Origin of the sequence: Streptomyces sp. DT2A-34 (assembly GCF_030499515.1) — a bacterium.
Classification (GTDB): domain Bacteria; phylum Actinomycetota; class Actinomycetes; order Streptomycetales; family Streptomycetaceae; genus Streptomyces.
Window position 1 is genome coordinate 3,244,464 of sequence record NZ_JASTWJ010000001.1, and the last position, 24,980, is coordinate 3,269,443.

The window sequence follows — 24,980 nt, forward strand, 5'->3', positions numbered from 1 at the left end:
GTGGTACGGACGGGGTGGGCGGAACCGGTTCAGCAGGCGCCGACCCACTCCTCGGTGCCGTCGGAGAACCTCTGGTGCTTCCAGATGGGCACCTCGTGCTTGAGATCGTCGATCAGCTTCCGGCAGGCCTCGAAGGCCTCGCCGCGATGGGGACAGGAGACGGCGACGACAACGGCCAGATCCCCGACCTTGAGCTCTCCGACGCGGTGTACGGCCGCGAGGGCCCGCACCGGATACTCGGCGACGACCTTCTCGGCGATCCGCCGCATCTCGGCCTCGGCACTGGGATGGCACGAGTACCCGAGCTCGTCGACATCGGCACCGCCGTCGTGGTTCCGCACAGTCCCCACGAACAACGCGGTCCCCCCAGTGGCGTCATCGCCGACGGCCCGGAAAACCTCGTCCACGGAGAGGGCCGTCTCGCGGATGGCGATGAGCTTGACGGGATCCTGAGCGCCCTGCTCACCAGGGTGATCGTTGGTAGGTGCCATGCCCCCATCGTGCCCCACGTCCGCGTGGGCGTGAAATAGCGTTATCGCCCGGCACACGCGCGTGCGGGTTTGGAGCCTCCTACATGAGGGGGGCCGCGTGCATCCCGATGAAGGGGCCCCGCGTGCATCCCGATGAGGGGGCCGCGTGCATCCCGTCGAGCAGGCCCTTGCACGCCGGGGAGTGCGCCCGTCGCCCGCACATTGCCGGGTGTCGGTGGGCCCTCGCCCGGTCAGATCCGCCGCCGGGCCTTCCGTGCCCGCCGCACCACGGCCGCCGCGCCCAGCAGGGCCACCGTCGCACCGGCGGCGCCGGCCGCCGTCGCGTCCTTGCGCCCGAGCCGCCGCCCGGCGACCGTGTGCCGACCGGAGACCTCCTCCAGCAGCTCCGCGAGCACTTCCTCGTTGGTCCACTGCGGCCGCCACCCCGCGTCGTGGAGCCGGCTCCCGCTGACCACCCAGGGATACATCGTGTACGCCAGGTCCCCGGCCGGAGAGGGCGTCAGACCGATCCGGTGCAGTCGGGCCGCCGCACCCAGCGCGACCGCGGACGGCAGCTCCATCCGCCGGATCCCGCTGAGCTCCTCGACCTCCTCCTGCTCCAGCCAGCCGTCACATCCGACGGCGAGTTCCCCCTCGACCTTCTCCAGGACGGCGTACTCCAGGGCGCTGCACAGATCCTCGACATGACAGAACTGCCAGGCAGGCCGTGAGCCGGCGACGACAAGCAGCCGAGGCGACTCGAAGTACCTGGTCAGCGCGGTGTCCGTGCCGCCCACGAGGACCGCGGGCCGGACAACGGTGACATTGAGTCCGGGGTGGGCCCGAGGGGCCCTGCGCGCGAGGCGCTCGATCTCCAGCAGATCCGCGACCCCGGTGGCCTCCGCCGTCGCCCGCAGCTCCGCGTCCTCGGCCAACGGAAGCTCGTTGTCCGGCAGCGCCCCGTAGACCATCGCGGAGGTGCACAGCACCACCCGGTGGATCCCGGCCGCCGCCGCGGCCGTCAGCACGGTCTGCGTCCCCCGAACGTTGTACGCCGTCCGGGCGGCGGGATCCGTCTCCAGATCCAGATCGAGCGCCAGGTGAACGACCACGTCGGCGCCCCGCAGCTTGTCCGCGATGGCCGGATCCCGCACATCCAGGATGTGCCACTGTGCCGCCGCGCACTCACCGCGCCGCTCGTCGATGGCGATGACCTGCTTGACCTCGTCCGACGCGACCAGCCGCTCGGTGAGCAGCGCGCCGACACCGGACGCGGCACCGGTCACCGCGACGACGGGCCCGCGCACACCGCGCGCGGGAGGGGTTGACTGGTTTCGCGCTGCGCGAACCTGCGGATCAGGGGAACTCACCGGGCGTCTCCAGCGGTTGTCTTCAGTACGAACGCGAGTGACGCGTACGTACCAGGTGGCATCCATCCTGCCGCAGGCCAAGAGTCGGCGAAGCACCGAGGCCCGATCGGCTCGCGGTGTCTACGCTGGGTGGTGTTATCGGGCAGCCGCGCCGCCGGTGGAAACCGGTGGCCTTACCAGCCGAGGAATCCCGTGAGTGACACCCCATTCGGATTCGGCCTTCCGCCGGAGGAGCCGGACGACGGCGACGAGGGCAAGAAGAAGGACCAGCAGAGCGGTGGTGGTCAGGGCCCGGCCAACCCGTTCGGTTTCGGCGGGCTGCCGGGTGCCGGGGGCTTTGGTGGCCCTGGCGCGGACAATCCGTTCGCTGCCATGTTCGGTTCGCTGAACCCCTCCGACCTGGGCGCCGCGTTCCAGCAGCTGGGGCAGATGCTCTCCTATGAGGGCGGCCCGGTGAACTGGGACATGGCCAAGCAGATCGCCCGCCAGACGGTCTCCCAGGGCACCGCGGACGGCACCAAGGACGCGAGCATCGGCCCCGCCGAGCGCACCGCCGTCGAGGAGGCCGTCCGCCTGGCCGACCTGTGGCTCGACGACGCGACGTCCCTGCCGTCCGGCGCGGGCTCCGCGGTGGCGTGGTCCCGCGCGGAGTGGGTCGAGGCGACCCTGCCCGCCTGGAAGGAGCTCGTCGACCCGGTCGCCGAGCGCGTCGGCACCGCCATGGGCGACGTCCTGCCGGAGGAGATGCAGGCCATGGCCGGCCCGCTGATCGGCATGATGCGCTCGATGGGCGGCGCCATGTTCGGCACGCAGATCGGGCAGGCCGTCGGTGTGCTCGCGGGCGAAGTCGTCGGCTCCACCGACATCGGCCTGCCGCTCGGCCCGGCCGGCAAGGCCGCGCTGCTGCCGGTGAACATCGAGACATTCGGCAAGGACCTGGGCGTGCCGAAGGAGGAGGTGCGGCTGTATCTCGCCCTGCGCGAGGCGGCCCACCAGCGCCTGTTCGCGCACGTGCCGTGGCTGCGCTCGCACCTGTTCGGCGCGGTCGACGGCTACGCGCGCGGGATCAAGGTCGACACGGCCAAGCTGGAGGACGTGGTCGGCCAGTTCGACCCGCAGAACCCCGAGCAGCTGCAGGACGCCCTGCAGCAGGGCATGTTCCAGCCGGAGGACACGCCGGAGCAGAAGGCGGCCCTGGCCCGTCTGGAGACGGCTCTGGCGCTCGTCGAGGGCTGGGTGGACGCGGTGGTGCACGCCGCCGCCAAGCCCCGACTGTCGTCCGCGGACGCACTGCGCGAGACGCTGCGCCGCCGCCGCGCCTCGGGCGGCCCGGCGGAGCAGACGTTCGCCACGTTGATCGGCCTGGAGCTGCGCCCGCGGCGTCTGCGCGACGCCTCCCGTCTGTGGGCCTCGCTCACCGACGCGCGCGGTGTCGACGGCCGGGACGCCCTGTGGGCCCACCCGGACATGCTGCCGACGGCCACCGACCTGGACGACCCGGACGGCTTCGTGCACCGTGAGCAGATCGACTTCTCCGAGCTGGACAAGATGCTCGGGGAGGCGGCGAGCGGCTCCACCGGGAAGCCGGACCTGAAGAAGGACGACAAGTCCAAGGACGACGACAAGGGCGACGGCACCGAGTGAGCCTGTACGACGACGCGGTCCTCGTACTGAAGGGGTATGAGGACCAGGCCGAACTGCGCCAGGCCTACCTGGATCATCTCGCCGCCCATCCGGACGGCATGTGGAAGTCCTGCGAGGCCGGGCACATCACGGCGAGCGCCTTGGTGATCGACCCGTCGCGCGGGCGCGTGCTGCTGACCCTTCACAAGAAGCTGCGCATGTGGCTGCAGATGGGCGGCCACTGCGAGGCGCAGGATGCCTCTCTGACGGCCGCGGCCCTGCGAGAGGCCACGGAGGAGTCCGGCATCACCGGCCTGTCGCTGCTGCCGGGCGGCCCGGTGCGCCTGGACCGGCATCCGATCCCGGCGCCCTGCCACTGGCACTTCGACGTGCAGTACGCGGTCCTGGCGCCGCAGGACGCCGAGCATGCGATCAGCGAGGAGTCGCTGGACGTGCGCTGGTTCGCCTACGACGAGGTGCCGGGGGTGGCCGACGAGTCGGTCGTACGCCTGCTGGAGGCGACGCGCGCCAGGCTGTGAACGCGTAAGGGGTGACCGCCCTTGCGGTCACCCCTTACCGGTCGTCACGTCGGCTCAGCTCCAGACGTTGCCCTGGTTCTGCCCCCGGCCCCCCTGCTGCCCCATGCCGTACTGGGCGGCGAGGCCCGAGCCGATCTGGGCGTTCTGCGGCGGCAGCAGCTCGCTGGGCTGGACGATCGCGTAACCGCTGCCCATGAAGCTGAGCTCCCAGCCCTCACCGGTGTTGCCGCGGCGCCGCCACACCCCGGAGGAGTGCGTCTGGGCCTGCATCTGGACGCGCAGGCTCGTCGACCAGGCGACGATCGCGTCGGCGTCGCAGTTGACGTACTTGTCGGGCGTCACCTGCAGCATCAGCGGCATGCCCGAGGTCATCAGGGCGACCTTGCCGCGCCCGCTGATGTTGAGCTGGTACTTCCCGGAGCCGGAGATGCCGTAGAGGCTGTCGACGGCGATGACCTCGTGGTGCAGCGAGGAGTCCATCGCCAGCACATAGCTGCTGTCGACGGTCAGGCCGTCCTGCTCCACCTCCACCACGTGGACGTGCTGCTTGAGGTTGGCGAGGTAGACCGTGCCCTGCCCGTGGCAGCGCATGAGGTCGAGGCCCTCGCCGGTACGGGCACGCGCGCGTCCCTGCTCGTTGCTCTGGAATTCGGCGTCGAACTCGACCAGGCCCTGGTAGGCGACCATCGTGCCCTTGCGGGCGAGGATGTCGTCGTGGCCCTCCAGGGCGACGCGGAGCATCTGCTTGTTCTGCAGGCTCCAGCGCTCCTGGGTCTGCTGCTCGTTGTAGGCGAAAAGCGGACTCTGCATGGCTTTCTGGCTCCCCCTCAGCCTCGGACCCGGAGACGGTCGGTGCTGTCCTCGCTGGGCTGGACGACGACGATGCCCTGGCCGGAGAAGGCCATCTGGTAGGCCTCGCCGCTGCCCCGGCCGATGAGCGACTGCGCCTTGAAGCTGCGCTTGCCCTTCACCTTGAGGTTCGGCGACCAGGCGACGAGGGCGTCCGGGTCGACGTACGTCTCGTCCTCGCCGCCGCCGCAGTCGACGACGATCGGCTTGCCCCGGGAGGTCAGCGCGACCCAGCCCTGCCCGGAGATCTTGGTGTTCCACAGGCCCTGCCCGGCGAACTTAGCCAGGCCCTTCACCCGCTCGACCCCCCACGTGAGGTGGGCGTCGAAGGCGAGCAGGTTGGTGGCGTTGACGGAGATGCCGTCGCCGTTGAGGTTGATGACGACGACGTTGGCGCCGTAGTCGGCGAGGTAGAGCAGTCCGTCGCCGGTGCACTTCATCAGGGGCGCGCCCTCGCCGGTCATCCAGTCCTTGGCGATCTGGCGCACGGCCGGCGGGTTGGGCTCGTACTGGACGAAGCCTTCGTAGGCGACCATCGACCCCACGCGCGCGAAGAGGTCGTTTCCGGTCTGCATGGCGACCTTCAGCATGTGGTTGCCGTGGTTCTCCATGCGGGCGGTGACGGGTGCGGGGGCGTAGCCCGCGAGCGGCTGGTTCATGACGGGCTCTCCCTCAGATCTCGTACGGCTGGACGACGATGAAGTTGCCGGGCGCGCCGCGGAACTGGAGGTTGACGCTCTCTCCGGTGTCGCCGGGGTAGGCGTTGCGGCGCATGCGCACCTGGCTGGAGACGACCACCTGGGAGGCGGCCGACCAGGCGACGACGGCGTTGCAGTCGGCGAACGTCGTGGGCGTGACCGGAAGGACCACGGGCGTGCCGTGCGTCTTCACGACGATCGTGCCGGTGCCCGTGAACTGCATCGTGAACAGCGCGCCACCGGGGATGCCGTGTCCCTCGATGCGGCGGATCTCGTACTGGAGGCTCTCGTCGAAGGCGAGGACGTTCTCCGCGGAGACGCAGATGCCGTCGCCCTGGAGCTCGATGGGGTGCAGCATCGTGGAGTTCTCGGCGAGGAACACCTGGCCCTGGCCGGTACAGCGCATCAGCTGCATCTCCTGGCCGGTCGCGTTGCCCACGATCCGGCCGGCGAACCCGGCGCCCTTGTAGCTGAAGTCGACCTTGCCCTGGTAGAGCACCATGCTGCCCTGCCGGGCGAGCACGGGGTGGCCGCCGATGCCGAGGTCGACCCGGACCAGCTTCTTGTTCTGCTGCGTCCAGCGCTGGCCGGTGGGCGTCTCCTTGAACTGCTGGAGCGCCGCGGCCACGCCGGGGCCCTGCGGTGCGCCTTGAGGAGCACCTTGAGGTGCGCCCTGCGGGGCTCCATACGGCGCCTGCTGGCCCGGGGCCTGGCCGTAGGGGGGCTGCTGGCCGTAGCCCGGAGGCGGGGTCGGCTGGCCGTAACCGGGCGGCGGGGTCGGTGCCTGCGGGGCCTGGGGCTGGGCGTAGCCGGGGGGCGGCGGGGCGGTCGGAGCGGGGGCCTGGCCGTACGGGGCCTGCTGCCCGGGCTGGCCGTACGGCTGCTGCTGACCCGGCTGGCCGTAGGGCGCGGGCGCCGGGGCGGGGGGCGGCGGGGTGCCGCCGGGCGGCGTCATGGGCGCGACGATGGTCGGCTGGGCGTGCACCGACGGGGCGGGCGCCGGGGCCGGAGGCGGCGGGGTGGACCCGGGAGGGGGCGCGAAGCCCTGGGCGGCGGGCTGCGGAGCCGGGGCGGGCGCGGGAGCCGGGGCGGGCGCGGGAGCCGGGGCGGGCGCGGGAGCCGGGGCGGGCGCGGGAGCCGGGGCGGGCGCGGGAGCCGGGGCGGGCGCGGGAGCCGGGGCCGCGGCCGCCGGGGCGCCGAACGCTGGCGGGGCGGTGCCCTGGGCGGGCGGGGCGAAGCCGGGGGTCGCACCCGCCTGAGGCTGCTGCGGCTGCTGCGGGGCGGCGGGCGTCTCCTCCTCGGCGACCTCGCCGCCGAAGTTCCTCAGCAGCGCGTCGAGACCACCGTCGAAGCCCTGCCCGACGGCCGCGAACCGCCAGACGTCCTTGAGGTAGAAGTCGCCCAGCATCACGGCGCGTTCGGTGGAGAACTCCGAGCCGTTGAAGGAGTAGCGGGCCACTTCCTCGCCGCCGGCGACGATCCGGATGTATCCGGGGGCGATCTGTGACATCTGTCCGGCGCCGTCGATCGTCGCCGTGAAGGACAGCTTCTGGATCTGCGGGGGGATCTTGTCAAGCGTGACCCGGAAGGATTCCGTGTCGCCGGCCTGGGCGCCGAGGAGCTGGATGGACTCTTCGGGGGACTTCGGCTGGTTGAAGAAGATGAAGTAGCGGTCGTCCGAGAGCCGTTCGTCGGCGTCGAGACCGAAGCAGCTGATGTCGAAGCTCAGCCCTGGGGCAGTGATCTGTACACCTACGTACAGATCCGTGCCCGCGGTGAGGTCACTGATCTTGGCCTTGTGGCCGCGTTGGAATTCCCTGGCCATGCGTAACGACCGTCCCCCATCCCGAATGTGAGTGCGTCGCGCCAGGCTAACGGCTAACTCCGACATCGGACGAAGCCGGTACAGACCCGGTACACAACCCCCGCCCAGCCGTACCGGAAGCACTGCCTTCGGGGCTGCCTCCGGGCGCTGCCTCCGGGAGGGTGCTCCAGGGGGGATGCCTCAGGTAGCGGTCACTCGCCGCGCGCGCCGGGCACATGGGGCAGGCGCTCGGCGGCAACCACCCCTTCCAGGTAGCCCTTCGCCCGCTCGGTGCGGGGATACCCCTCCAGCAGCCGCCAGAAGCGGGGCCCGTGTCCGGGTACCAGCAGATGCGCGAGCTCGTGGAGGAGGACGTAGTCGACGACGTACTCGGGCATGCCCTGCAGACGATGCGAAAGACGGATGCTGCCCTCGGCCGGGGTGCACGAGCCCCAGCGTGTGTTCTGATTGGTGACCCAGCGCACCGAGCTGGGCCGGGCACGGCCGTCGAAGTACTGGGCCGACAGCTGTTCGGCGCGCTCGGCCAGTTCGGCGTCGCCGAGGACCTGCTTGCTCTCCTGCGCGGCCAGCTTGTCGAGCATGACGTTCACCCAGCGCTGTTCCTCGGCCTCGGACATCCGGGCGGGGATGAGCACGACGGTGCGATCGCCCTCGCGGTACGCCGAGACCGTCCGGCGGCGCCGGGCGCTCCTGCGGACCTCGATCGCGCTCGCCCCTGAGCCGCTCGTCGGCGGGCTCGTCGTACTGCGCTGTGGCGTTCCGGCGCGGTGCAGTGGGTCGGCGGACACGCCCCGACGTTACCCGCTGCACATGGGGGAAGTCCCGACTCCGGGACGGTTCGATGCCGATCCCCCACCATGCGTTTGATTTGTACTACGAATATCCACCGCCTGTGGACAACTTTCGGCACGGGGCGCCGCGTCGGGGCATGCTGGCAGTCACCGGCGGAGCTTCGACCGAGCTCCACCGGTACACGGGGACGTTCCGCTACGGCTACGGGGGCCTGTTCATGCAAGCGACGGTTTCGACAGATTCGGCAGGTTCGGCAGATGCGACGCTTCCGCTGGCTCCAGCAGTGAAGCCCGCGCTCAGGCGAGGCTGGCGGGATCTCAATACCGTGCAGTTCGGGATGACTCCGGCGCACGCGCTGACGCTGGGCCCGATGGACACGGCGACGGGCGGATTCCTCGACCTGCTCAACGGCACCCGCGGAGTGGAGCTGCTGCGCGAAGAGGGCCGCCGTATGGATCTGCCGGACGGTCACGTCGAGGGACTGGTACGGCGACTGGCGCGGGCCGGGCTGCTCGACGACACGAAGGGAGGCGGCCCGGCCGCCCAAACCCTGCGCCGCAAGAAGGAGGTCCTGGACCGGCTGCGCCCCGATCTGGCCTCCCTGTCCCTGACCACGTCCGAGCCGGGCGAGGCGATCGACCGCCTGGCCGCCCGCCGCTCACTGCGTGTGCAGGTGAGGGGGGCCGGCCGGGTGGGCGCGGTGGTGGCCTCACTGCTGTCGGGCGCGGGGGTCGGCGACGTCGACGTGCGCGACGTCGGCCGTGTCGAGCCGTGGGACGTGGCACCGGGCGGGCTGCCCGCGGAGGCGGTCGGCGACCGCAGGGACGAAGCCGCGCGACGGGCCGCACGCCACTGCGCACCCGACCGCCCACCACGCCGCGGCCCCAAGGCACCTCCCGGGGAGGACAGCGCGGGCCACTCCCTGGTGATCATCGCTCCACGGGACGACGTCGCCGTGCACGCGCCCTCGCCGTCCGCCGCCGAACCCCTCATCGCCTCCGGTACGCCCCATCTGTACGTCGGCGTCGTGGAGGGAACCGGCATCGTCGGCCCCCTCGTCCTGCCCGGCGAGACCGGCTGCGCAGGCTGTCTCAACGAGGGGCGCACCGACCGGGACCCGGCCTGGCCCCGCCTGGTCGCGCAATGGCGCTCGGGCTCGGGAAGGACGCGCGAGGTGCGGCCCTGCGATCTGGCGCTGGCCACCACGGTCGCCGGGCTGGCGGCCGCGCACGCCCTGGCCTTCCTGGACGGCCGGATCCCGTCGAGCGCGGGTGCACGCTGGGAGGTGTCCCTGCCCGGTCTGAGCTGGCACGCCCGGCCGGTGTGGGCACATCCCGCATGCCCGTGCGGCGCCAGGGAGAAAGGTGAGGGAGAACACCCCTCCGAGGACGAGGGTTCGCACGAGACAATGGCAGAGCAACGGCCGTCGACGGAGTTACGCCGTAAGGCAGACGCGGAGCGGCTGGCTGGGACCTGGAGGGCGCATGTCTGATCTTCCCCGCAAGGCGGTCACCCGTACCGCCAAGCTCGCCGCGCTCCCGCTCGGCTTCGCCGGGCGAGCGACCTGGGGACTCGGCAAGCGGATCGTCGGCGAGTCCGCGGAGATCGTCGGGCGGGAGCTGCAGCAGCGCACCGCCGAGCAGCTGTTCAAGGTGCTCGGCGAGCTCAAGGGCGGCGCGATGAAGTTCGGCCAGGCCCTGTCCGTCTTCGAGTCGGCCCTGCCCGAGGAGATCGCCGGCCCCTACCGCGCGGCGCTCACGAAGCTGCAGGAGGCAGCGCCGCCGATGCCGACGCGCACCGTGCACACGGTGCTGGCGGAGCGGCTCGGCGAGGACTGGCACGAGCTGTTTCTGGAGTTCGAGGACAAGCCCGCCGCGGCGGCCTCGATCGGCCAGGTGCACCGGGGGGTGTGGCACGACGGCCGTGAGGTGGCGGTCAAGGTGCAGTACCCGGGAGCCGGCGAGGCACTGCTGTCCGACCTGAACCAACTGAGCCGGTTCGCCCGGCTGTTGGGCCCGCTGATTCCCGGCATGGACATCAAGCCGCTGATCGCGGAACTCAAGGACCGCGTCTCCGAGGAACTGGACTACGGCCTGGAGGCGCAGGCCCAGCAGGCACACGCGGAGGAGTTCGCCGACGATCCGGACGTCGTCGTGCCGGCGGTCGTCCACCAGAACGAGCAGGTCCTGATCACGGAGTGGATCGACGGCGTCCCGCTCTCGGAGGTGATCTCCGACGGCACCCAGGAGCAGCGCGACCGCGCCGGCCAGCTCCTGGCCCGCTTCCTCTTCTCCGGCCCGGCCCGCACGGGCCTCCTGCACGCCGACCCGCACCCCGGCAACTTCCGCCTCCTGCCGGGCGGCCCGGACGGTGAGGACGACTGGCGGCTCGGTGTGCTGGACTTCGGCACGGTCGACCGTCTCCCCGGCGGGCTGCCGACCCCCATCGGCGACTCCCTGCGCATGACCCTGGACGGCGAGGCGGAGGCCGTCTACGAACTTCTCTGCACCGAGGGCTTCGTCAAGGAATCAATAGACCTGGACCCCGACGCCGTCCTCGACTACCTCCTGCCGATCATCGAACCGGCACAGGTCGACGAGTTCACCTTCACCCGCGGCTGGATGCGCAGTCAGGCCGCCCGCGTGGCCGACCCCCGCTCCCCCGCCTACCAACTGGGCAAACGGCTCAATCTGCCCCCGGCGTACCTCCTCATCCACCGGGTGACATTGAGCACAATCGGAGTGCTGTGCCAGCTGGGCGCGACGGTACGGCTGCGCCAGGAACTGGAGGAGTGGCTGCCGGGGTTCGCGCCGGAGGATCTGACCGACGAGGAGCAGTCGGCGGCGGAGGCGTGAGCGGCGGCCCTACCACCAGGCCGAGTCCAGTCGCCCCTCGATCGCCCTGAGGTTCTCCCGGGAGCAGGTGTCGCAGATGTAGTGGCGGATGCCGTTCTCCACGGAGCAGGTCCAGGTGGGCTGCGGGGCCTTGGCCTGGGTGCCGCAGCGGGCGCACACGAGGGGCGAGGGCTCCGTGGCGGAACCGCCGTTGTCACTGCCTCCGGGAAGACTCGTCACTCGCCGACGATAACGCCGGCACTGACCGATGGGCGGGCACAACGCACCGCGGGGGCCGGTCCGTTCGCTCGGACCGGCCCCCGCGAGGAGCCACTGCCTCCCGGTTCGGGAGGCCATCACCGCTTGGCGGTTCGGTCGGTTACTGCATGACTGCCATGGCGAGCGCACGCCGGGCACGCTTCGAGGCGCGCTCGGCCCGGCGCTGCATGCGGCGAGCGGTCGCCAGGCGCACGGCCCGGCGTTCCTGCTCGGCCGCCTGCTGTCGCTCGTGCATATGCGCACGTGCCAGGGCTTCTTGGATGAGTTGCATCTCTCGGTTCCTGTTCTGACGCGAGTCGTTCGCGCCACTCGTGGTGAAGTCTTCGGGCGCGGAGCGTGCGAGTTCGTGGGTGGACGGCTTCATCGGGGCCTGCTTCTGGGGGTCGTGCGTGAGGGGGCGGTCGATCGTTCCTGCGGTGTTCATGCCGTGACCGGGTTCTTGCGCGGGCGGCCACGCGGCCGCTTCCGGGCGACGACGACACCCTGGACGAACAGCTCGCCACCCCAGACGCCCCAGGGCTCACGCCGCTCCTTGGCGCCGGCGAGGCAGGCCTCCATCAGCGGGCAGGTGCGGCAGAGGGACTTGGCGTACTCGACGTCCGCCGGCGACTCGGCGAAGAAGACCTCCGGGTCGTAGGAGCGGCAGGGGACGGGCACGCCGAGGTTCTCGATGGCGTCGTCGAGCGCGGTGAGCGCAGTGAGCGGGGTCAAGGTGGAGTCCTCCGTGAGGCCGGGCTTGGGGATCACGTCTGAAGGCGGTACGGACGGGGCGTGCGCTTCGAGTTGCACGGTTCGTCTTCCTCGTCTGGTCGTTCCGGCCCTGTTGGACCGGGTGGCGGCTGGTACCGGGTCTTTTCTTGTCCCGAGGCCCCTTCGCTCCGTCATCCCCGTTGGAGGACAAACAGAAGGGCCGCGGATCCCGGATGGGGTTCCGCGGCCCTGAAGGCGCCGGCCTGATCGGCAATCAGGCTGGATCACTCCAGGGTTCTGGCCCACGGAAGGCCCACATCTGGTGGTGCTGCGTCGTCTGCTTCCGGAATCCGGCACCGGTCGCCGTAAAGGCATAGGCCTTGGCCTGTGCCACTACTGCCGCTTCCAGTGCCTTGGTCGGTCGCTCATTGCCCTCGCGGACAGGGAGACCCGCGAGAGACAGGGCGGACGCCGGACGCGCGGCACGAATGCCGGACAGACCGGTGCCCTGGTTGGAGGCGCCGAGCATGCACAGGGAAGCGACGACCGAGCGATCGGTCATTTTCACGATGCTGATGGAGCTGGTGTTGATGCTGATCACTGGACTCGCCTCCTCTCGGCGTCTAAGGGGACTGGGGTGAACCAGTCCGACGGGTATGCAAGTAGAACACGGAATTGGGGCCTCCGAGAAGGCCTCCGTTCCCGTGGCTAAGAACCTATGGGGATTGCTGGGGCATGCGCAAACTATTTTTTCGACGAGTTCGCGTCATTCCCCGCCGGAGCCCTCCGCAAGCTCCTGGCCTGCACAGATGGCCAGAACATCGGCTCCGTAGCGCTCGAGCTTGCGCTTGAGGACACCGGAGATTCGCGACAGCTCAACCGGACTGGTCGGCTCCGCTTCAGCGATGGCCATCAGGGTCCTGTCCGTGAAGACGCAGAAGTCCGGCTGCCCGCTGAGCCGGGCCTGGACCGCGCGCCACTCGCGGAGCCGTTCGTAGAGGCCCTCGTCCATGTCTGAGGGGCAGTCCTCGCAGCGCATCAGCTTCATCTCACCGGCGTCGGTGAGCGTGCGCCCGCACACGCGGCAGCGGGCCGGGCTGCGCTGGGTCCGTCTCGGGGCGGCATCCGGTCTGCTCGTGAAGCCGCGCTCGACGCCTCCGGAGCCGCCGCCGACGGCCGTGCGTCCAGCGGTGGCGGTCGAGCCGGGGCGCAGTCCGTCGAGGAAGCGGCTGGGGCGGCGGTTGGGCCTGCTGCCGGGCGCCCGGCTGAGGGCCCAGGAGACATGGAGGTGCTGGCGGGCGCGGGTGACGCCGACGTAGAGGAGGCGGCGCTCCTCCTCGACCTGTTCGTCGGTCTTTGCGTAGGTGATCGGCATCATGCCTTCGGCCACACCGACCAGGAAGACGACGTCCCACTCCAGGCCCTTGGCCGAGTGCAGGGAGGCGAGGGTCACGCCCTGGACGGTCGGGGGGTGCTGGGCGTTCGCCCGTTCGTCGAGCTCGGCGACGAGGTCGGCGAGGGTGGCGCCGGGTTTGGCCGCGGCGAAGTCCTGGGCGAGGTTCACCAGGGCGGCCAGGGACTCCCAGCGCTCCCTGACGGCGCCGGAGCCGGCCGGGGGCTGGGTCGTCCAGCCCTCGCCCGACAGCACCGCCCGCACCTGCGAGGGCAGGTCGACGGCGTCGTCGAGGAGCGAGTCGTTGCCGCCGAAGCGGGCCGCGCCGCGCAGGGCGATGCCCGCCTTGCGCACCTCGGGACGGTCGAAGAACCGCTCGGCACCCCGCAGCTGGTAGGGGACGCCCGCGTCGGCGAGGGCCTGCTCGTAGGTCTCGGACTGAGCGTTCGTGCGGAACAGGATGGCGATCTCGCCGGCCGGGATGCCGGAGTCCATGAGTTCCCGGATGCGGCGGGCGGCGCCCTCGGCCTCGGCCGGCTCGTCCGTGTACTCGGTGTAGACGGGCTCGGGGCCCGGGTCGCGCTGGGAGATCAGCTCCAGACGGTGGTCGGCGGCGCGGCCCCGCGCCTGGGCGAGCAGGCCGTTGGCGAGGTGGACCACTTGGGGGGTGGACCGGTAGTCGCGGACCAGCTTGACGACGGTGGCGCCGGGGTGGCGGGTGCGGAAGTCGAGCAGATGGTCCGGAGTTGCTCCTGTGAACGAGTAGATCGTCTGGCTGGCGTCACCGACCACGCACAGGTTGTCGCGGTCGCCGAGCCACAGCTCCAGCAGACGCTGCTGGAGCGGGCTGACGTCCTGGTACTCGTCGACCACGAAGTGCTGGTACTGGGAACGGACCTGGTCGGCGATGTCGTGGCGGTCCTGGAGGATGCCGACGGTGAGCAGCAGGACGTCCTCGAAGTCGATGAACGCGCGGTCCCGCTTGAGGTCCTCGTAGACGTTGTAGATCTGGGCGATCTCGGCCGGGTCGCGGGGGGCTTCGCGGCCCGCCTTCGCGGCGGCGGGGGGATAGTCGGTGGGGACGGTCTGGGTGACCTTCGACCACTCGATCTCGGCGGTGACGTCCCGCAGCTCGTTCCGGTCGAGGCGGATACGGCAGGCGGCGGCCGCGTCGGCGACGAGCTGGATCTTGCGGTCGACGAGCCGGGGCAGGGAGCCGCCGACTGCTTTCGGCCAGAAGTACTGGAGCTGCCGCAGGGCAGCCGAGTGGAACGTACGGGCCTGGACCCCGGCGGCGCCGAGCTGGCGCAGCCGGCCGCGCATCTCTCCCGCAGCGCGGTTGGTGAAGGTGACGGCGAGCACGCTGGAGGGCTGGAGGATGCCGGAACGCACCCCGTAGGCGATGCGGTGGGTGATCGCCCGGGTCTTGCCCGTGCCGGCGCCCGCCAGCACGCACACCGGACCGTGCAGGGCGGTGGCCACCTCGCGCTGCTCGGGGTCGAGCCCTTCGAGCACCGCGTCGGCCGAGTCCGGTACCTGCGGGAAGAGGGTGGAGTGCGTTGCTGCTGTCACACGGCCATGCTGCCAGGTCGCCGGAGACGGCTGTGCCGGTTGTCCACAGGCGGGCACTGATAGTCGTATTAATGCGGCAGGCGTCACGTGGCCGGGCATACCCCGGGCGGGAATGGCGCCCCGGTCGCGTACGTTCCCACTCTGGACGACCTGTTCCCCCGAGCCACCCAAGGAGCGCGCGAGACATGCAGGGCACTGTGACGATGTACAGCACCACGTGGTGCGGCTACTGCCAGCGGCTGAAGAAGCAGCTGGAGCGCGAGGGCATCGCGTACACCGAGATCAACATCGAGCAGGACCCCGAGTCCGCGGCGTTCGTCGAGAAGGCGAATGGCGGAAATCAGACGGTCCCGACCGTGCTCTTCGGGGACGGGTCGACGCTGACGAACCCGTCGCTGGCTCAGGTGAAGCAGAAGATCGGCGTGTGATCGACGCAAAACGGAGAGGGTGGCCGCCCTAGTCGGGTGGCCACCCTCTCCTTTTGCGCTCAGACGCTGCGCGTAGGCAGTGGCTTGCCGTACCAGAGCTCGATCAGGCGGGCCGCGATCGAGATGCCGTACGGCGGCATGACCTCGCCCGAGTCAAAGGCGGCGCGCAGTTCCTCGCGGGAGAACCAGCGGGCCTCGTGGATCTCGTCCCCGTCGACATTGACCTCGGTGGAGGTGGCGCGGGCCATGAAGCCCAGCATGAGGCTGGACGGGAATGGCCAGGGCTGGCTGGCGACGTACTCGACCTGGCCGACGGTGACGCCGGCCTCCTCGAAGACCTCGCGGCGCACCGCCTGCTCGATGGACTCGCCGGGCTCGACGAACCCGGCGAGTGTCGAGAAGCGGCCCTCGGGCCAGTGCACCTGGCGGCCGAGAAGGATGCGGTCGTCCTCGTCGGTGACCGCCATGATCACGGCGGGATCGGTGCGCGGGTAGTGCTCGGCGCCACAGGCGGGGCAGCGGCGGATGTGGCCGGCCGCGGCGATCACGGTCCGCTCACCGCAGCGGGAGCAGAAGCGGTGGGTGCGCTGCCAGTTCTCCAGGCCGACGGCGTGCACCATCAGGCCCGCGTCGCGCGGCGACAGCAGCAGGCCCGCCTCACGCAGGCCGGCCGGGCGCGCGGACTGGTCGATACGGCCGGGCAGCGCGTCCTTCTGGAGGGCGAAGTAGCTGACGCCGTCCTCGTCGATGCCGAGGAAGTAGCGGTGTGCTTCGGTGAGGGGGGCCTCGAACGAGGGGGTCATGACGAGTTCGGTTCGCCCGTCCGCCGTCTCGTCGATCAGGACCTGTCCGCCGGAGACCACGAAGCAGCGGGTCGTGGGGTGGCTCCACGCCGCCGCGAGCCAGGCCTCGTCGAGCCGGTGGTGGGCGGCGCGATCGATGCCGCTCGGTGCGGTGAGCGAGATGGGGCGGTCGGCGGTGTGGTCGGTCCAGGTGGTCACGGGTGCTTCCAACTCCCCCAGTGGAACGGTGTACTTCGGCGGGCGGATCGGCGGGACGTACGACGGGAGGCGACCGGGTGCGGCAGAGCTCGGCGGTGCGGGGCGGCGTTCTCAGTGTGCCCCGCGCGCGGTGCCGCTCCGGACGGCCGGGGACGCTCAGGGCGCATGGCGCCAGTTCGCGGCGAGGTCGCCCCACAGGTATGCGGTGGTCTCGACGCCCTTGAGGAGCAGGTCGAGCTCGACCTTCTCGTTCGGGGCGTGCCAGCCGTCGGAGGGGACGGAGATGCCCAGGAAGAGCACGGGTGCGCCGAGGACGTCCTGGAGGTCGGCGGCGGGGCCCGAGCCGCCTTCGCGCGTGAAGCGGACGGGTCCCTCGAAGGCGCGTCCCATGGCGCGTACGACGGACTGCAAGGCCGGGTGGTCCAGCGGCGTCAGGCACGGGCGCGTGGCCCCGCTGAACGTGATCTCGCAGCGGATCCCGGCGGGTGCCTGAGCGTCGGCCCAGGCGCGGACGGCCTTCTCGATGTGGTCGGGGTCCTGCCCCGCGACCAGGCGGAAGGAGAGCTTCACCATCGCGGAGGACGGGATGATCGTCTTGCTGCCGGGGCCCTGGTAGCCGCCGCCGATGCCGTTGACCTCGGCGGTGGGGCGGGCCCAGATGCGCTCCAGGGTGGTGTGGCCGGCCTCGCCGTGGGTGGCGTAGGACTTGGCGGTGCGCAGCCACTGCTGCTCGTCGAAGGGCAGCTCGGCGAAGAGCTCGCGCTCGCGGTCGGTCAGTTCGACGATGCCGTCGTAGAAGCCGGGGATCGCCACGCGCGCGTGCTCGTCGTGCAGGGCGGCGACCAGGTGGGCGGCCGCGGTGGCCGGGTTGGGGACGGCGCCGCCGAAGGAGCCGGAGTGAATGTCCTGGTCGGGGCCGTACAGCCGGATCTCGCACTCGGCGAGGCCACGCATGCCGGTGCACACGGTGGGGGTGTCCTCGGACCACATGCCGGTGTCGGACACGATCACGGCGTCGGCCGCGAGCCGCTCGGCGCGCTCCTCGACGAGGGTGCGGAAGTGCGGAGAGCCGGACTCCTCCTCGCCCTCGATCAGCAGCTTCAGGTTCACGGCCGGGGTGGTGCGGCCGGTGGTGGCCAGGTGGGCGCGGACGCCGAGTGTGTGGAAGAACACCTGCCCCTTGTCGTCGGCCGCCCCGCGCGCGTAGAGGCGCCCTTGGCGGACGAGGGGCTCGAAGGGCTCGCTGTCCCAGCCGTCCTCGCGGGCGGCGGGCTGCACATCATGGTGGCCGTAGACGAGGACCGTGGGTGCCTCGGGGTCGTCGGAGGGCCACTCGGCGAAGACGGCGGGCGCGCCCGGGGTCGGCCAGACCTCGGCGGTCGGGAAGCCGGTCTCCTTGAGCTTGGCGGCGAGCCAGTCGGCGCTGCGGCGTACGTCGGGCGCGTGGTCGGGCTGGGCCGACACAGACGGGATGCGCAGCCACTCGGCGAGGTCGTCGAGGAAGGCGGCGCTGTGCTGCTCGATGTACGTGCGGACGGCGCTGACGTCACTGTCAACGGGATGGCTCATGGTCACGAGCCTATCGGCCCGCACCGACATCCTCGGTGGGCGGTTCCTCACAGTCCGCCGCCGCGGCCGGCTCCTCGGTCAGCAGCCGCTCCAGCGCGGCCCGGCCGGGCAGGTCGTCCGGGCGGACGACCTCACCACTGCGGACGTAGAGAAACGCGGCGTTGACCGACTCCAGAGGCACGCCCTGCTGCTCGGCCCAGGCGAGCCGGTACAGGGCGAGCTGGAGCGGGTCGGCGGTGCGGGTGCGGTTGGTCTTCCAGTCGACGATCTCGTACGTCGCCGCGTCACCGTCGCCGGCCTTGTAGACGGCGTCGATACGGCCCCGTACGACGCGGCCGGCGATCGCGAGCTGGAACGGGGCCTCGACCCGGTACGGCGTGCGGTGCGCGTACTCGGTGCGTTCGAAGGCGTCCTTGAGGGCCTCCAGGTCGCGCTCGTCGGCGATCTCCGCCTCGCTGCCGGGCAGGTCCTCCGGCTCCAGCATGGGCAGGGTCAGCTCTTCGAAGCGGGCCTCGACCCAGGCGTGGAATCGGGTGCCTCGGCGTGCGGCGGGTTGTGGGGGGCGCGGCATGGGGCGCGCGAGTTCCTGCGCGAATCCGTCCGGGTCGGCGGCCAGTCTCAGCAGCTGGGACGCGGTCAGCGACGCCGGCAGGGGTACGTCGGTGACGCTCGCGCGGGCGCGCAGGAGCTCCCCGGTGAGGGCGTCGAGGTCGCGGTCCCAGGAAGCGATGGCGCGGATTTCCTCCGGGGTGAGGCGTTCCGGTTCCGTGGGGTGAGGGCGAGCCGGGAGTGGGGCGGGGTCCGGAGACGTCGCCTGATGCGGGACCGAGGGGCGGTCCCCGGTCCAGGAGTCCCAGTCGGCCGGGTCCTCTCCGGCGAAGGGATCCTCCTCCCCGTACTCCTCATACTCCTCGTGGAGCGCTTCGTCGTCCGGTGGCGGAGGCCAGTCCGGATCGTCGTACGTGTCCGGGTCGTGTGTCGCGGCGGGGTGGCCGTCCTCGTGGGAGGTGAGGTTCTCCAGGTGGGCCAGGACCGTCTCGGCGGCCGCGCGGCGTCGCGCCAGGGCGGCCTCGTCGAGGGGCAGGGGCCACACCTGGTCGGCGGTCTGCCGGTGCAGGGCGGGGTTCGCCTCGTCCTCGGCGGGCTCGTCGGCCCACGCCTCGATCTCGCCGTAACCGGCCGCGCAGTGGTCGTACAGGGCCTGCAGGAAGTCGGACGGGCCGCGGGGCTTCTTCTGGCTCGGTCCCCACCAGTGGCCGGAGCCGAGGAGGAGGGAGCGGGGGCGGGTGAAGGTGACGTAGCCGAGGCGGAGTTCCTCGGTGTGCTGGTGGTCCTTCATGGCCTCCTGGAAGGCCTTCAGGCCTCGGGCGTCCCAGGAGGCGACGTCGGGGAGCGTGTCGGCGTCACCGCGCAGTTCGTGCGGCAGCACCTTGCCCTGGGCGGTCCACTTCTCACGCCCCTTGGTGCTGGGGAAGGTGCCGGTGACCAGGCCGGGGACGGCGACGACGTCCCATTCCAGGCCCTTGGACTTGTGCGCGGTGAGCACCTTGACGGTGTTCTCGCCGCCGGGGAGGGCGTTGTCGAGGCCCTTCTCGTACTGGGCGGCTGTGCGCAGGAAGGCGAGGAAGGCGAGCAGGGTCGCCTCGTTGTCGCCGGCCGCGAACGAGGCGGCGATGTCGAGGAAGTTGGACAGGGTCTCGCGGCGGCGGGCGGCCAGCGCGTGTGGGGAGGCCGAAAGCTCCACCTCCAGGCCGGTGACGGCGAGGACGCGGTGCAGGACGTCCATCAGCGGGTCGGACAGGGAGCGGCGCAGGTCGCGCAGTTCGGTGGCCAGGCGGGCGAACCGCACGCGCGCGTCCGGCGAGAAGGGCAGACCGTCGGCGTCCCCGTCGCCGCCCAGCGGCGTCTCCAGGAACGTGTCGAGGGCGTCCGCGAGCGAGATCACCTCGGCGGGGTCGACCCCCTCGACGGCCTCGGCGAGCCGGCGGTCCGGGTCGTCGTCGCCGTCCACGCGCGCGTGGGACACCAGCAGCCGTGCGCGGCGCCCCAGGAGGGCGAGGTCGCGCGGCCCGATGCGCCAGCGCGGGCCGGTGAGGAGGCGGACCAGGGAGGCGTTGGCGCCGGGGTCCTGGAGGACCTCGCAGACGGCGACCAGGTCGGCGACCTCGGGCAGGTGGAGCAGCCCGGACAGGCCGACGACCTCGACGGGGACGTCCCGGGCGACGAGCGCGCCCTGGATCTCGGCGAAGTCGGTCGCCGTGCGGCACAGGACGGCGATCTCGCCGGGCGCCTTCCCCGTGTTCACGAGATGGGCGATGGAGTCGGCGAGCCAGTCCATCTCCTCGTCGTGGGTGGGCAGCAGCGCGCAGCGGACGGTGCCGTCGCGCTCGGCTCCGGGGGCCGGCCGGAGGGCCTCCACGCCCGCGTGCATGGCGCGCAGGGGCTCCGCGAGACCGTTGGCGAGGTCGAGGAGGCGGCCGCCGCTGCGGCGGTTCTCGCTGAGCGCCTGGCGGGTGGCGGGGCGGCCGTCGGCGTGGGCGAAGTGCTCGGGAAAGTCGTCGAGGTTGGCGACGGAGGCGCCGCGCCAGCCGTAGATCGCCTGGCAGGGGTCGCCGACGGCGGTCACCGGATGGCCGGTACCGCCCCCGAACAGACCCGCCAGCAGGACGCGTTGAGCCACGGAGGTGTCCTGGTACTCGTCCAGCAGGACCACCCGGAACTCATCGCGCAGGCTGCGGCCCACCTCCGGGATCCGGGCGAGCTGCGCCGACAGAGCGATCTGGTCACCGAAGTCGAGCAGATCGCGCTCCCGCTTGGCGGCGCGGTAGCGGACCACCAGCTCGGCCAGTTCGCGGCGCGCGGCGGCCGTCTCGGGGACCTTGCGCAGGTCGGCGTTGGAGAGCTTGGCGCCCTGCAGGGTGAGCAGCAGCTCGGCGTCGTACGCGCGCAGGGCCTCGGGCCGGACGAGGTGCTCGGCGAGCTCGGCGTCCAGGGTGAGAAGGTCGCTGACCAGGTCGGCGAAGGAGCGGGTGAGGGCCGGGTACGGGCCCGGGGACTCGCGCAGCACGCGTGCGGCGAGCTGGTAGCGGGTGGCGTCGGCGAGCAGGCGGGAGGTCGGTTCGAGGCCGATGCGCAGGCCGTGGTCGGTCAGCAGGCGACCGGCGAAGGCGTGGTACGTCGAGATCACCGGCTCGCCCGGCGGGTTGTCCGGGTCGATGACGTCGGGGTCGGTGACGCCGGCCTTGACGAGCGCCTTGCGGACGCGCTCGGCGAGTTCACCGGCCGCCTTGTTGGTGAAGGTCAGGCCGAGGACCTGCTCGGGCGCGACCTGGCCGGTCCCGACCAGCCACACCACACGCGCCGCCATCACCGTCGTCTTGCCCGATCCGGCTCCGGCAACGATCACCTGCGGAGCCGGCGGCGCGATGATGCACGCCGTCTGCTCCGGGGTGAACGGGATGCCGAGGAGCTCCTTGAGCTGATCGGGATCGGTGATACGGGCGGACACATCGGAGAGGCTAGCCGCGGGCACTGACAGTGGATGCCGGATCGGCCTTCGGGCCGGGAGAAGCGCAGGTCAGCACGTGTGGTGCGATCCGTCACGCCGACTGCCGCACCAACTGTCACTCGACCACGTGCCGCCCCTCGGGCCGCGCACTGCACGACGCCCGGAACGCGCAGTGTGTGCAGTGCTGGCCCGCGCTGGGCGTGAACCGCTCGTCGAGGACCTTGCCCGCCGCCGTGGCCAGCAGGTCGCCGACCCACTCCCCCTCAGGGCCGTCCAGGGGCTCCTGCCCCTGCACCTTGGGCAGCGTTTCGCCGCCGTCCCGCTTGGCGGCGCCCTGGCGCAGCTGGACGAGTTCGGCGCCGCCCGGCTCGGGGCGTACGCCGTCGAAGGCCTCGTCGACGGCGCCCTCGCGGACGGCGAGCTGGTAGACGGCGAGCTGCGGGTGGCGGGCCACCTCGGCGGCGCTGGGTGCCTGTTTGCCGGTCTTGAAGTCGACTACGTAGGCCCGTCCTTCGCCGTCGGTCTCGACGCGGTCCATCTGGCCGCGGATGCGGACCTCGACGTCGCCCGCCGCGAGGGTGACGTCGAAGTCGTGCTCGCTCGCCACCGGTGTCCGCCCCGCGCGGTCCATCACGTGCCACTTCAGGAAGCGTTCGAGTGCCACGCGCGCGTTGTCCTTCTCCTGCGCCGACTTCCACGGCGCGTCGAAGGCCAGCGCGTTCCACACGGAGTCGAGGCGCTCCATGAGGACGGCGAGGTCGGCCGGGGTGTGTCCGGAGGCGACCTCGTCGGCGAGGACGTGCACCACGTTGCCGAAGCCCTGGGCGGCGGTCGCGGGTGCGTCGGCCTTCACCTCGCGGCCCAGGAACCACTGCAGGGCGCAGGTGTTGGCGAGCTGGTCGAGGGCGCTTCCGGAGAGCACGACGGGCTGGTCGCGGTTGCGCAGCGGCACCTTGGACTCGGTCGGCTCGAACATGCCCCACCAGCGGTAGGGGTGCGCGGACGGGACCAGCGGGCGGCCCTCCTCGTCGGCGAGCGCGGCGAGCCGGGCCAGTCTGCGGGCGGCGGCCTCCCTGAGGGTGTCCGACGCGCGCGGGTCGACCGTCGTCGCCCGGAGTTCGGCGACGAGCGCGGCGACGGCCAGCGGGCGGCGCGGGCGACCCGTCACGTCTTTCGGCTCTACGCCGAGTTCGGTCAGGAAACGGGAGGGCTGGTCCCCGTCGTCGGCCGGGGCCTTCACCGCCGTGACGACAAGGCGTTCACGCGCGCGCGTGGCGGCGACGTAGAACAGGCGGCGCTCCTCCGCCAGCAGCGCCCCCGGGGTGAGCGGTTCGGCGAGCCCGTCGCGGCCGATGCGGTCGGCTTCCAGGAGGGAGCCGCGGCGGCGCAGGTCCGGCCACAGGCCCTCCTGGACGCCCGCGACGACGACCAGGCGCCACTCCAGCCCCTTGGAGCGGTGCGCGGTCATCAGGCGCACGGCGTCGGGGCGTACGGCACGCCGCGTGAGCGTGTCGGCGGCGATGTCCTCGGCCTCGATCTCCTCGAGGAAGTTCAGGGTGCCCCGGCCGCCGGTGCGCTCCTCCGCGCGGGCCGCGGTCGCGAACAGTGCGCACACGGCGTCGAGGTCACGGTCGGCGTTGCGTCCGGCCGCGCCGCCGCGGCGGGCGGCCCGCTCCAGGCGCGTGGGCCACGGTGTGCCCTCCCACAGGTCCCACAGCGCCTCCTCGGCCGTACCGCCGCCCGCGAGGCGCGCACGGGCCTTGCCGAGCAGCGCGCCGAGGCGCTGGGCGCCACGTGCGTACGTGGGGTCGTGCACCGCCAGCCGCTCCGGCTCGGCCAGCGCCCGGGCGAGCAGTTCGTCCGAGGGCGGCGGCAGGGGGTTGCCCGCGGCCCGCTCCTCGTCGCGCAGGGCACGCCCGAGGCGGCGCAGGTCGGCGGCGTCCATGCCGGCGAGAGGGGAGGCGAGCAGGGTGAGCGCGGTCTCGGTGTCGAGCCAGGAGGCACCGGGGTCGAGCCGGTCGGTCACGGCGTCGTCCTCGGCTTCGGCCGCAGCCTCGGTACGTACGTCACCATCGCCCCGCGCGGGCTGCGCCTCCGCCGTGGCCACCGCCCGCAACGCCGTCAGCAGCGGCGCCACCGCCGGCTCGTGCCGCAGGGGCAGGTCGTCGCCGTCGATGTCCAAGGGCACCCCGGCGGCGGTGAGCGCCCGGCGCACCATCGGGATCGTGCGCGACCCGGCGCGCACCAGGACGGCCATCTCGCTCCAGGGCACGCCGTCCTCCAGGTGCGCCCTGCGCAGGATGTCGGCGATGTTGTCCAGCTCGGTGCCGGGGGTCGGGTACGTGAAGACCTCGACGCGGCCGCCGCCCTCGCGGACGGGGGCGAGCTCTCGGTGGGCGCGTACCTTCTCCGCCGGGAGCCGGGTGAGCGGCATGCGCTGGGTCAGCAGCCGGGTCGCGGTCAGCAGGGCGGCGCCGGAGCGGCGGGAGGTGCGCAGGACCTCGACGGGTGCGGGGCGGCCGTCCGCGCGCGGGAAGGCGTGCGGGAACTCCAGGATGCCGTTCACGTCGGCGCCCCGGAACGCGTAGATCGACTGGTCGGGGTCCCCGAAGGCGACCAGGGTGCGGCCACCGCCCGCCAGGGCGTGCAGCAGCCGTACCTGGGCAGGGTCGGTGTCCTGGTACTCGTCGACGTACACGGCGTCGTACTGCGCGGCGAGCCGCTCGGCGGCCTCGGGGCGGCGGGCGAGGAGCACCGCGCGATGGACCAGCTCGGCGTAGTCGAGGACGCCCTGCAGGTCGAGCACGTCGAGGTACTCGGCGAGGAAGGACGCCGCGGCACGCCAGTCGGGTCGCCCGATACGGCGGGCGAAGGCGTCCAGGGCGTCGGGGCCGAGGCCCAGTTCGCGGCTGCGGGCGAGGACCGCGCGGACCTCGTCGGCGAAGCCCCGGGTGGTCAGGCAGGCGCGCAGCTCGTCCGGCCAGCGCACGTTGGCCAGGCCGAGCCGCTCCAGGTCCGGCTGGCCCGCGAGCAGTTCCCGTACGGTCACGTCCTGCTCGGGGCCGGACAGCAGCCGCAGGGGCTCCACGAACAGGTCGCTGTCCTGGTGGGCGCGGACCAGGGCGTAGCAGAACGAGTGGAACGTGGTCGCCTGAGGCGCGCGTGCCGCCCCTATACGCAGCGCCATACGGTCGCGCAGTTCGACGGCGGCCTTGCGGCTGAACGTCAGCACCAGGATGCGCTCGGGGTCCCCGCCACGGGCGATGCGCGCCGCCACGGACTCGACGAGGGTGGTGGTCTTCCCGGTGCCCGGACCTGCGAGGACGAGCATCGGGCCGGTCGCGTGGTCAACCACGGCGCGCTGTGCGGCGTCCAGACGAGGGGGAGCCACCTGGACCGGAGGGGTACGCACCAGCCGGTAAGCGCCACGGGCCCCCTGTCGCACCTGGGGGTGCGACAGGCGCTTGGTGGAGGAAGAGGAGCTCACGTGGTTCGCCGGTCCTGGTGGGTGTGCAAGTTGTCGTTGGCGGCAAGGAGCGC

At 72.0% G+C, this 24,980-nt stretch carries 20 protein-coding genes; 5 read left to right on the forward strand and 15 right to left on the reverse strand.

From position 1 onward, the window contains the following. Window positions 1-29 precede the first annotated feature (29 nt). A complete protein-coding gene (locus tag QQM39_RS14045) occupies window positions 30-491 on the reverse strand; it encodes a molybdenum cofactor biosynthesis protein MoaE (RefSeq protein ID WP_301997038.1) in 462 nt (153 codons plus the stop codon). 230 nt (window positions 492-721) lie between these two features. Further along, on the reverse strand, window positions 722-1,840 hold the full coding sequence (locus tag QQM39_RS14050) for an SDR family oxidoreductase (RefSeq protein WP_301997039.1): 1,119 nt from the start codon (window positions 1,838-1,840) through the stop codon (window positions 722-724). 192 nt (window positions 1,841-2,032) lie between these two features. On the opposite strand from QQM39_RS14050, the gene QQM39_RS14055 reads away from it, so the two are divergent. Together QQM39_RS14055 and QQM39_RS14060 are read left to right on the forward strand one after the other, a co-directional pair. Next, window positions 2,033-3,484 (forward strand): zinc-dependent metalloprotease, encoded by a 1,452-nt coding sequence (locus QQM39_RS14055; protein WP_301997040.1) that lies wholly within the window; start codon window positions 2,033-2,035, stop codon window positions 3,482-3,484. After that, on the forward strand, window positions 3,481-4,002 hold the full coding sequence (locus QQM39_RS14060) for an NUDIX hydrolase (protein ID WP_301997041.1): 522 nt from the start codon (window positions 3,481-3,483) through the stop codon (window positions 4,000-4,002). Before QQM39_RS14055 ends, QQM39_RS14060 begins: the two co-directional genes overlap by 4 nt. Window positions 4,003-4,056: 54 nt before the next feature. On the opposite strand, the gene QQM39_RS14065 is transcribed toward QQM39_RS14060, so the two are convergent. The 4 genes from QQM39_RS14065 to QQM39_RS14080 all read right to left on the reverse strand — a co-directional run bounded on the left by QQM39_RS14065 (window position 4,057) and on the right by QQM39_RS14080 (window position 8,162). Further along, window positions 4,057-4,812, reverse strand: a complete 756-nt coding sequence (locus tag QQM39_RS14065) for an AIM24 family protein (RefSeq protein WP_301997042.1) — start codon at window positions 4,810-4,812, stop codon at window positions 4,057-4,059. A 17-nt stretch (window positions 4,813-4,829) separates the two neighbouring features. Beyond that, on the reverse strand, window positions 4,830-5,510 hold the full coding sequence (locus QQM39_RS14070) for an AIM24 family protein (RefSeq protein WP_048582125.1): 681 nt from the start codon (window positions 5,508-5,510) through the stop codon (window positions 4,830-4,832). A 13-nt stretch (window positions 5,511-5,523) separates the two neighbouring features. Beyond that, window positions 5,524-7,374, reverse strand: coding sequence for a TerD family protein (locus QQM39_RS14075; protein ID WP_301997043.1), 1,851 nt, complete (start codon window positions 7,372-7,374; stop codon window positions 5,524-5,526). Between the two features lie 191 nt (window positions 7,375-7,565). After that, a complete protein-coding gene (locus QQM39_RS14080; RefSeq protein ID WP_128434526.1) occupies window positions 7,566-8,162 on the reverse strand; it encodes a M48 family metallopeptidase in 597 nt (198 codons plus the stop codon). Between the two features lie 275 nt (window positions 8,163-8,437). On the opposite strand from QQM39_RS14080, the gene QQM39_RS14085 reads away from it, so the two are divergent. Beyond that, window positions 8,438-9,658 carry a TOMM precursor leader peptide-binding protein gene (locus tag QQM39_RS14085; RefSeq protein WP_302003582.1) on the forward strand — a complete coding sequence of 407 codons (1,221 nt, stop codon included), beginning with the start codon at window positions 8,438-8,440 and terminating at the stop codon, window positions 9,656-9,658. Then, complete coding sequence (locus QQM39_RS14090; RefSeq protein ID WP_301997044.1) at window positions 9,651-11,021, forward strand: AarF/ABC1/UbiB kinase family protein; 1,371 nt, start codon at window positions 9,651-9,653, stop codon at window positions 11,019-11,021. The genes QQM39_RS14085 and QQM39_RS14090 overlap by 8 nt, the downstream gene beginning before the upstream one ends. A gap of 9 nt (window positions 11,022-11,030) precedes the next feature. Here QQM39_RS14090 and QQM39_RS14095 read toward each other — a convergent pair whose 3' ends face one another. The 5 genes from QQM39_RS14095 to QQM39_RS14115 form a co-directional block, all read right to left on the reverse strand. Continuing rightward, on the reverse strand, window positions 11,031-11,240 hold the full coding sequence (locus QQM39_RS14095; RefSeq protein ID WP_301997045.1) for a hypothetical protein: 210 nt from the start codon (window positions 11,238-11,240) through the stop codon (window positions 11,031-11,033). A 139-nt stretch (window positions 11,241-11,379) separates the two neighbouring features. Continuing rightward, on the reverse strand, window positions 11,380-11,703 hold the full coding sequence (locus QQM39_RS14100) for a hypothetical protein (protein WP_301997046.1): 324 nt from the start codon (window positions 11,701-11,703) through the stop codon (window positions 11,380-11,382). Further along, window positions 11,700-12,068, reverse strand: coding sequence for a WhiB family transcriptional regulator (locus QQM39_RS14105; RefSeq protein WP_031479359.1), 369 nt, complete (start codon window positions 12,066-12,068; stop codon window positions 11,700-11,702). Before QQM39_RS14105 ends, QQM39_RS14100 begins: the two co-directional genes overlap by 4 nt. A gap of 175 nt (window positions 12,069-12,243) precedes the next feature. Next, a complete protein-coding gene (locus QQM39_RS14110) occupies window positions 12,244-12,570 on the reverse strand; it encodes a hypothetical protein (protein ID WP_301997047.1) in 327 nt (108 codons plus the stop codon). A 165-nt stretch (window positions 12,571-12,735) separates the two neighbouring features. Next, a complete protein-coding gene (locus QQM39_RS14115) occupies window positions 12,736-15,033 on the reverse strand; it encodes an ATP-dependent DNA helicase UvrD2 (RefSeq protein WP_301997048.1) in 2,298 nt (765 codons plus the stop codon). A gap of 86 nt (window positions 15,034-15,119) precedes the next feature. Between QQM39_RS14115 and QQM39_RS14120 the strand changes: the two genes are divergently transcribed. Continuing rightward, window positions 15,120-15,362 (forward strand): mycoredoxin, encoded by a 243-nt coding sequence (locus tag QQM39_RS14120; protein ID WP_190069482.1) that lies wholly within the window; start codon window positions 15,120-15,122, stop codon window positions 15,360-15,362. 59 nt (window positions 15,363-15,421) lie between these two features. Here the strand turns inward: QQM39_RS14120 and nudC are convergent, their stop codons facing one another. From nudC to QQM39_RS14140, 4 genes are all read right to left on the reverse strand, one after another. Next, on the reverse strand, window positions 15,422-16,363 hold the full coding sequence (nudC, locus tag QQM39_RS14125; protein WP_301997049.1) for an NAD(+) diphosphatase: 942 nt from the start codon (window positions 16,361-16,363) through the stop codon (window positions 15,422-15,424). Between the two features lie 156 nt (window positions 16,364-16,519). Continuing rightward, a complete protein-coding gene (locus QQM39_RS14130) occupies window positions 16,520-17,932 on the reverse strand; it encodes a dipeptidase (RefSeq protein WP_301997050.1) in 1,413 nt (470 codons plus the stop codon). A 10-nt stretch (window positions 17,933-17,942) separates the two neighbouring features. Continuing rightward, window positions 17,943-21,440, reverse strand: a complete 3,498-nt coding sequence (locus QQM39_RS14135; RefSeq protein WP_301997051.1) for an ATP-dependent DNA helicase — start codon at window positions 21,438-21,440, stop codon at window positions 17,943-17,945. Between the two features lie 115 nt (window positions 21,441-21,555). Next, entirely contained in the window at window positions 21,556-24,927 is a 3,372-nt protein-coding gene (locus QQM39_RS14140; protein ID WP_301997052.1) for an ATP-dependent DNA helicase, read from the reverse strand. Window positions 24,928-24,980: the final 53 nt, after the last annotated feature.

Bases quoted from the DNA above. Each gene is read 5' to 3' on its own strand.
- QQM39_RS14045 (WP_301997038.1), bottom strand. From the start codon at position 491: ATGGCACCTACCAACGATCACCCTGGTGAGCAGGGCGCTCAGGATCCC.
- QQM39_RS14065 (WP_301997042.1), bottom strand. From the start codon at position 4,812: ATGCAGAGTCCGCTTTTCGCCTACAACGAGCAGCAGACCCAGGAGCGC.
- QQM39_RS14070 (WP_048582125.1), bottom strand. From the start codon at position 5,510: ATGAACCAGCCGCTCGCGGGCTACGCCCCCGCACCCGTCACCGCCCGC.
- QQM39_RS14075 (WP_301997043.1), bottom strand. From the start codon at position 7,374: ATGGCCAGGGAATTCCAACGCGGCCACAAGGCCAAGATCAGTGACCTC.
- QQM39_RS14090 (WP_301997044.1), top strand. From the start codon at position 9,651: ATGTCTGATCTTCCCCGCAAGGCGGTCACCCGTACCGCCAAGCTCGCC.
- QQM39_RS14100 (WP_301997046.1), bottom strand. From the start codon at position 11,703: ATGAACACCGCAGGAACGATCGACCGCCCCCTCACGCACGACCCCCAG.
- QQM39_RS14115 (WP_301997048.1), bottom strand. From the start codon at position 15,033: ATGCCCGGCCACGTGACGCCTGCCGCATTAATACGACTATCAGTGCCC.
- QQM39_RS14120 (WP_190069482.1), top strand. From the start codon at position 15,120: ATGCAGGGCACTGTGACGATGTACAGCACCACGTGGTGCGGCTACTGC.
- QQM39_RS14130 (WP_301997050.1), bottom strand. From the start codon at position 17,932: ATGAGCCATCCCGTTGACAGTGACGTCAGCGCCGTCCGCACGTACATC.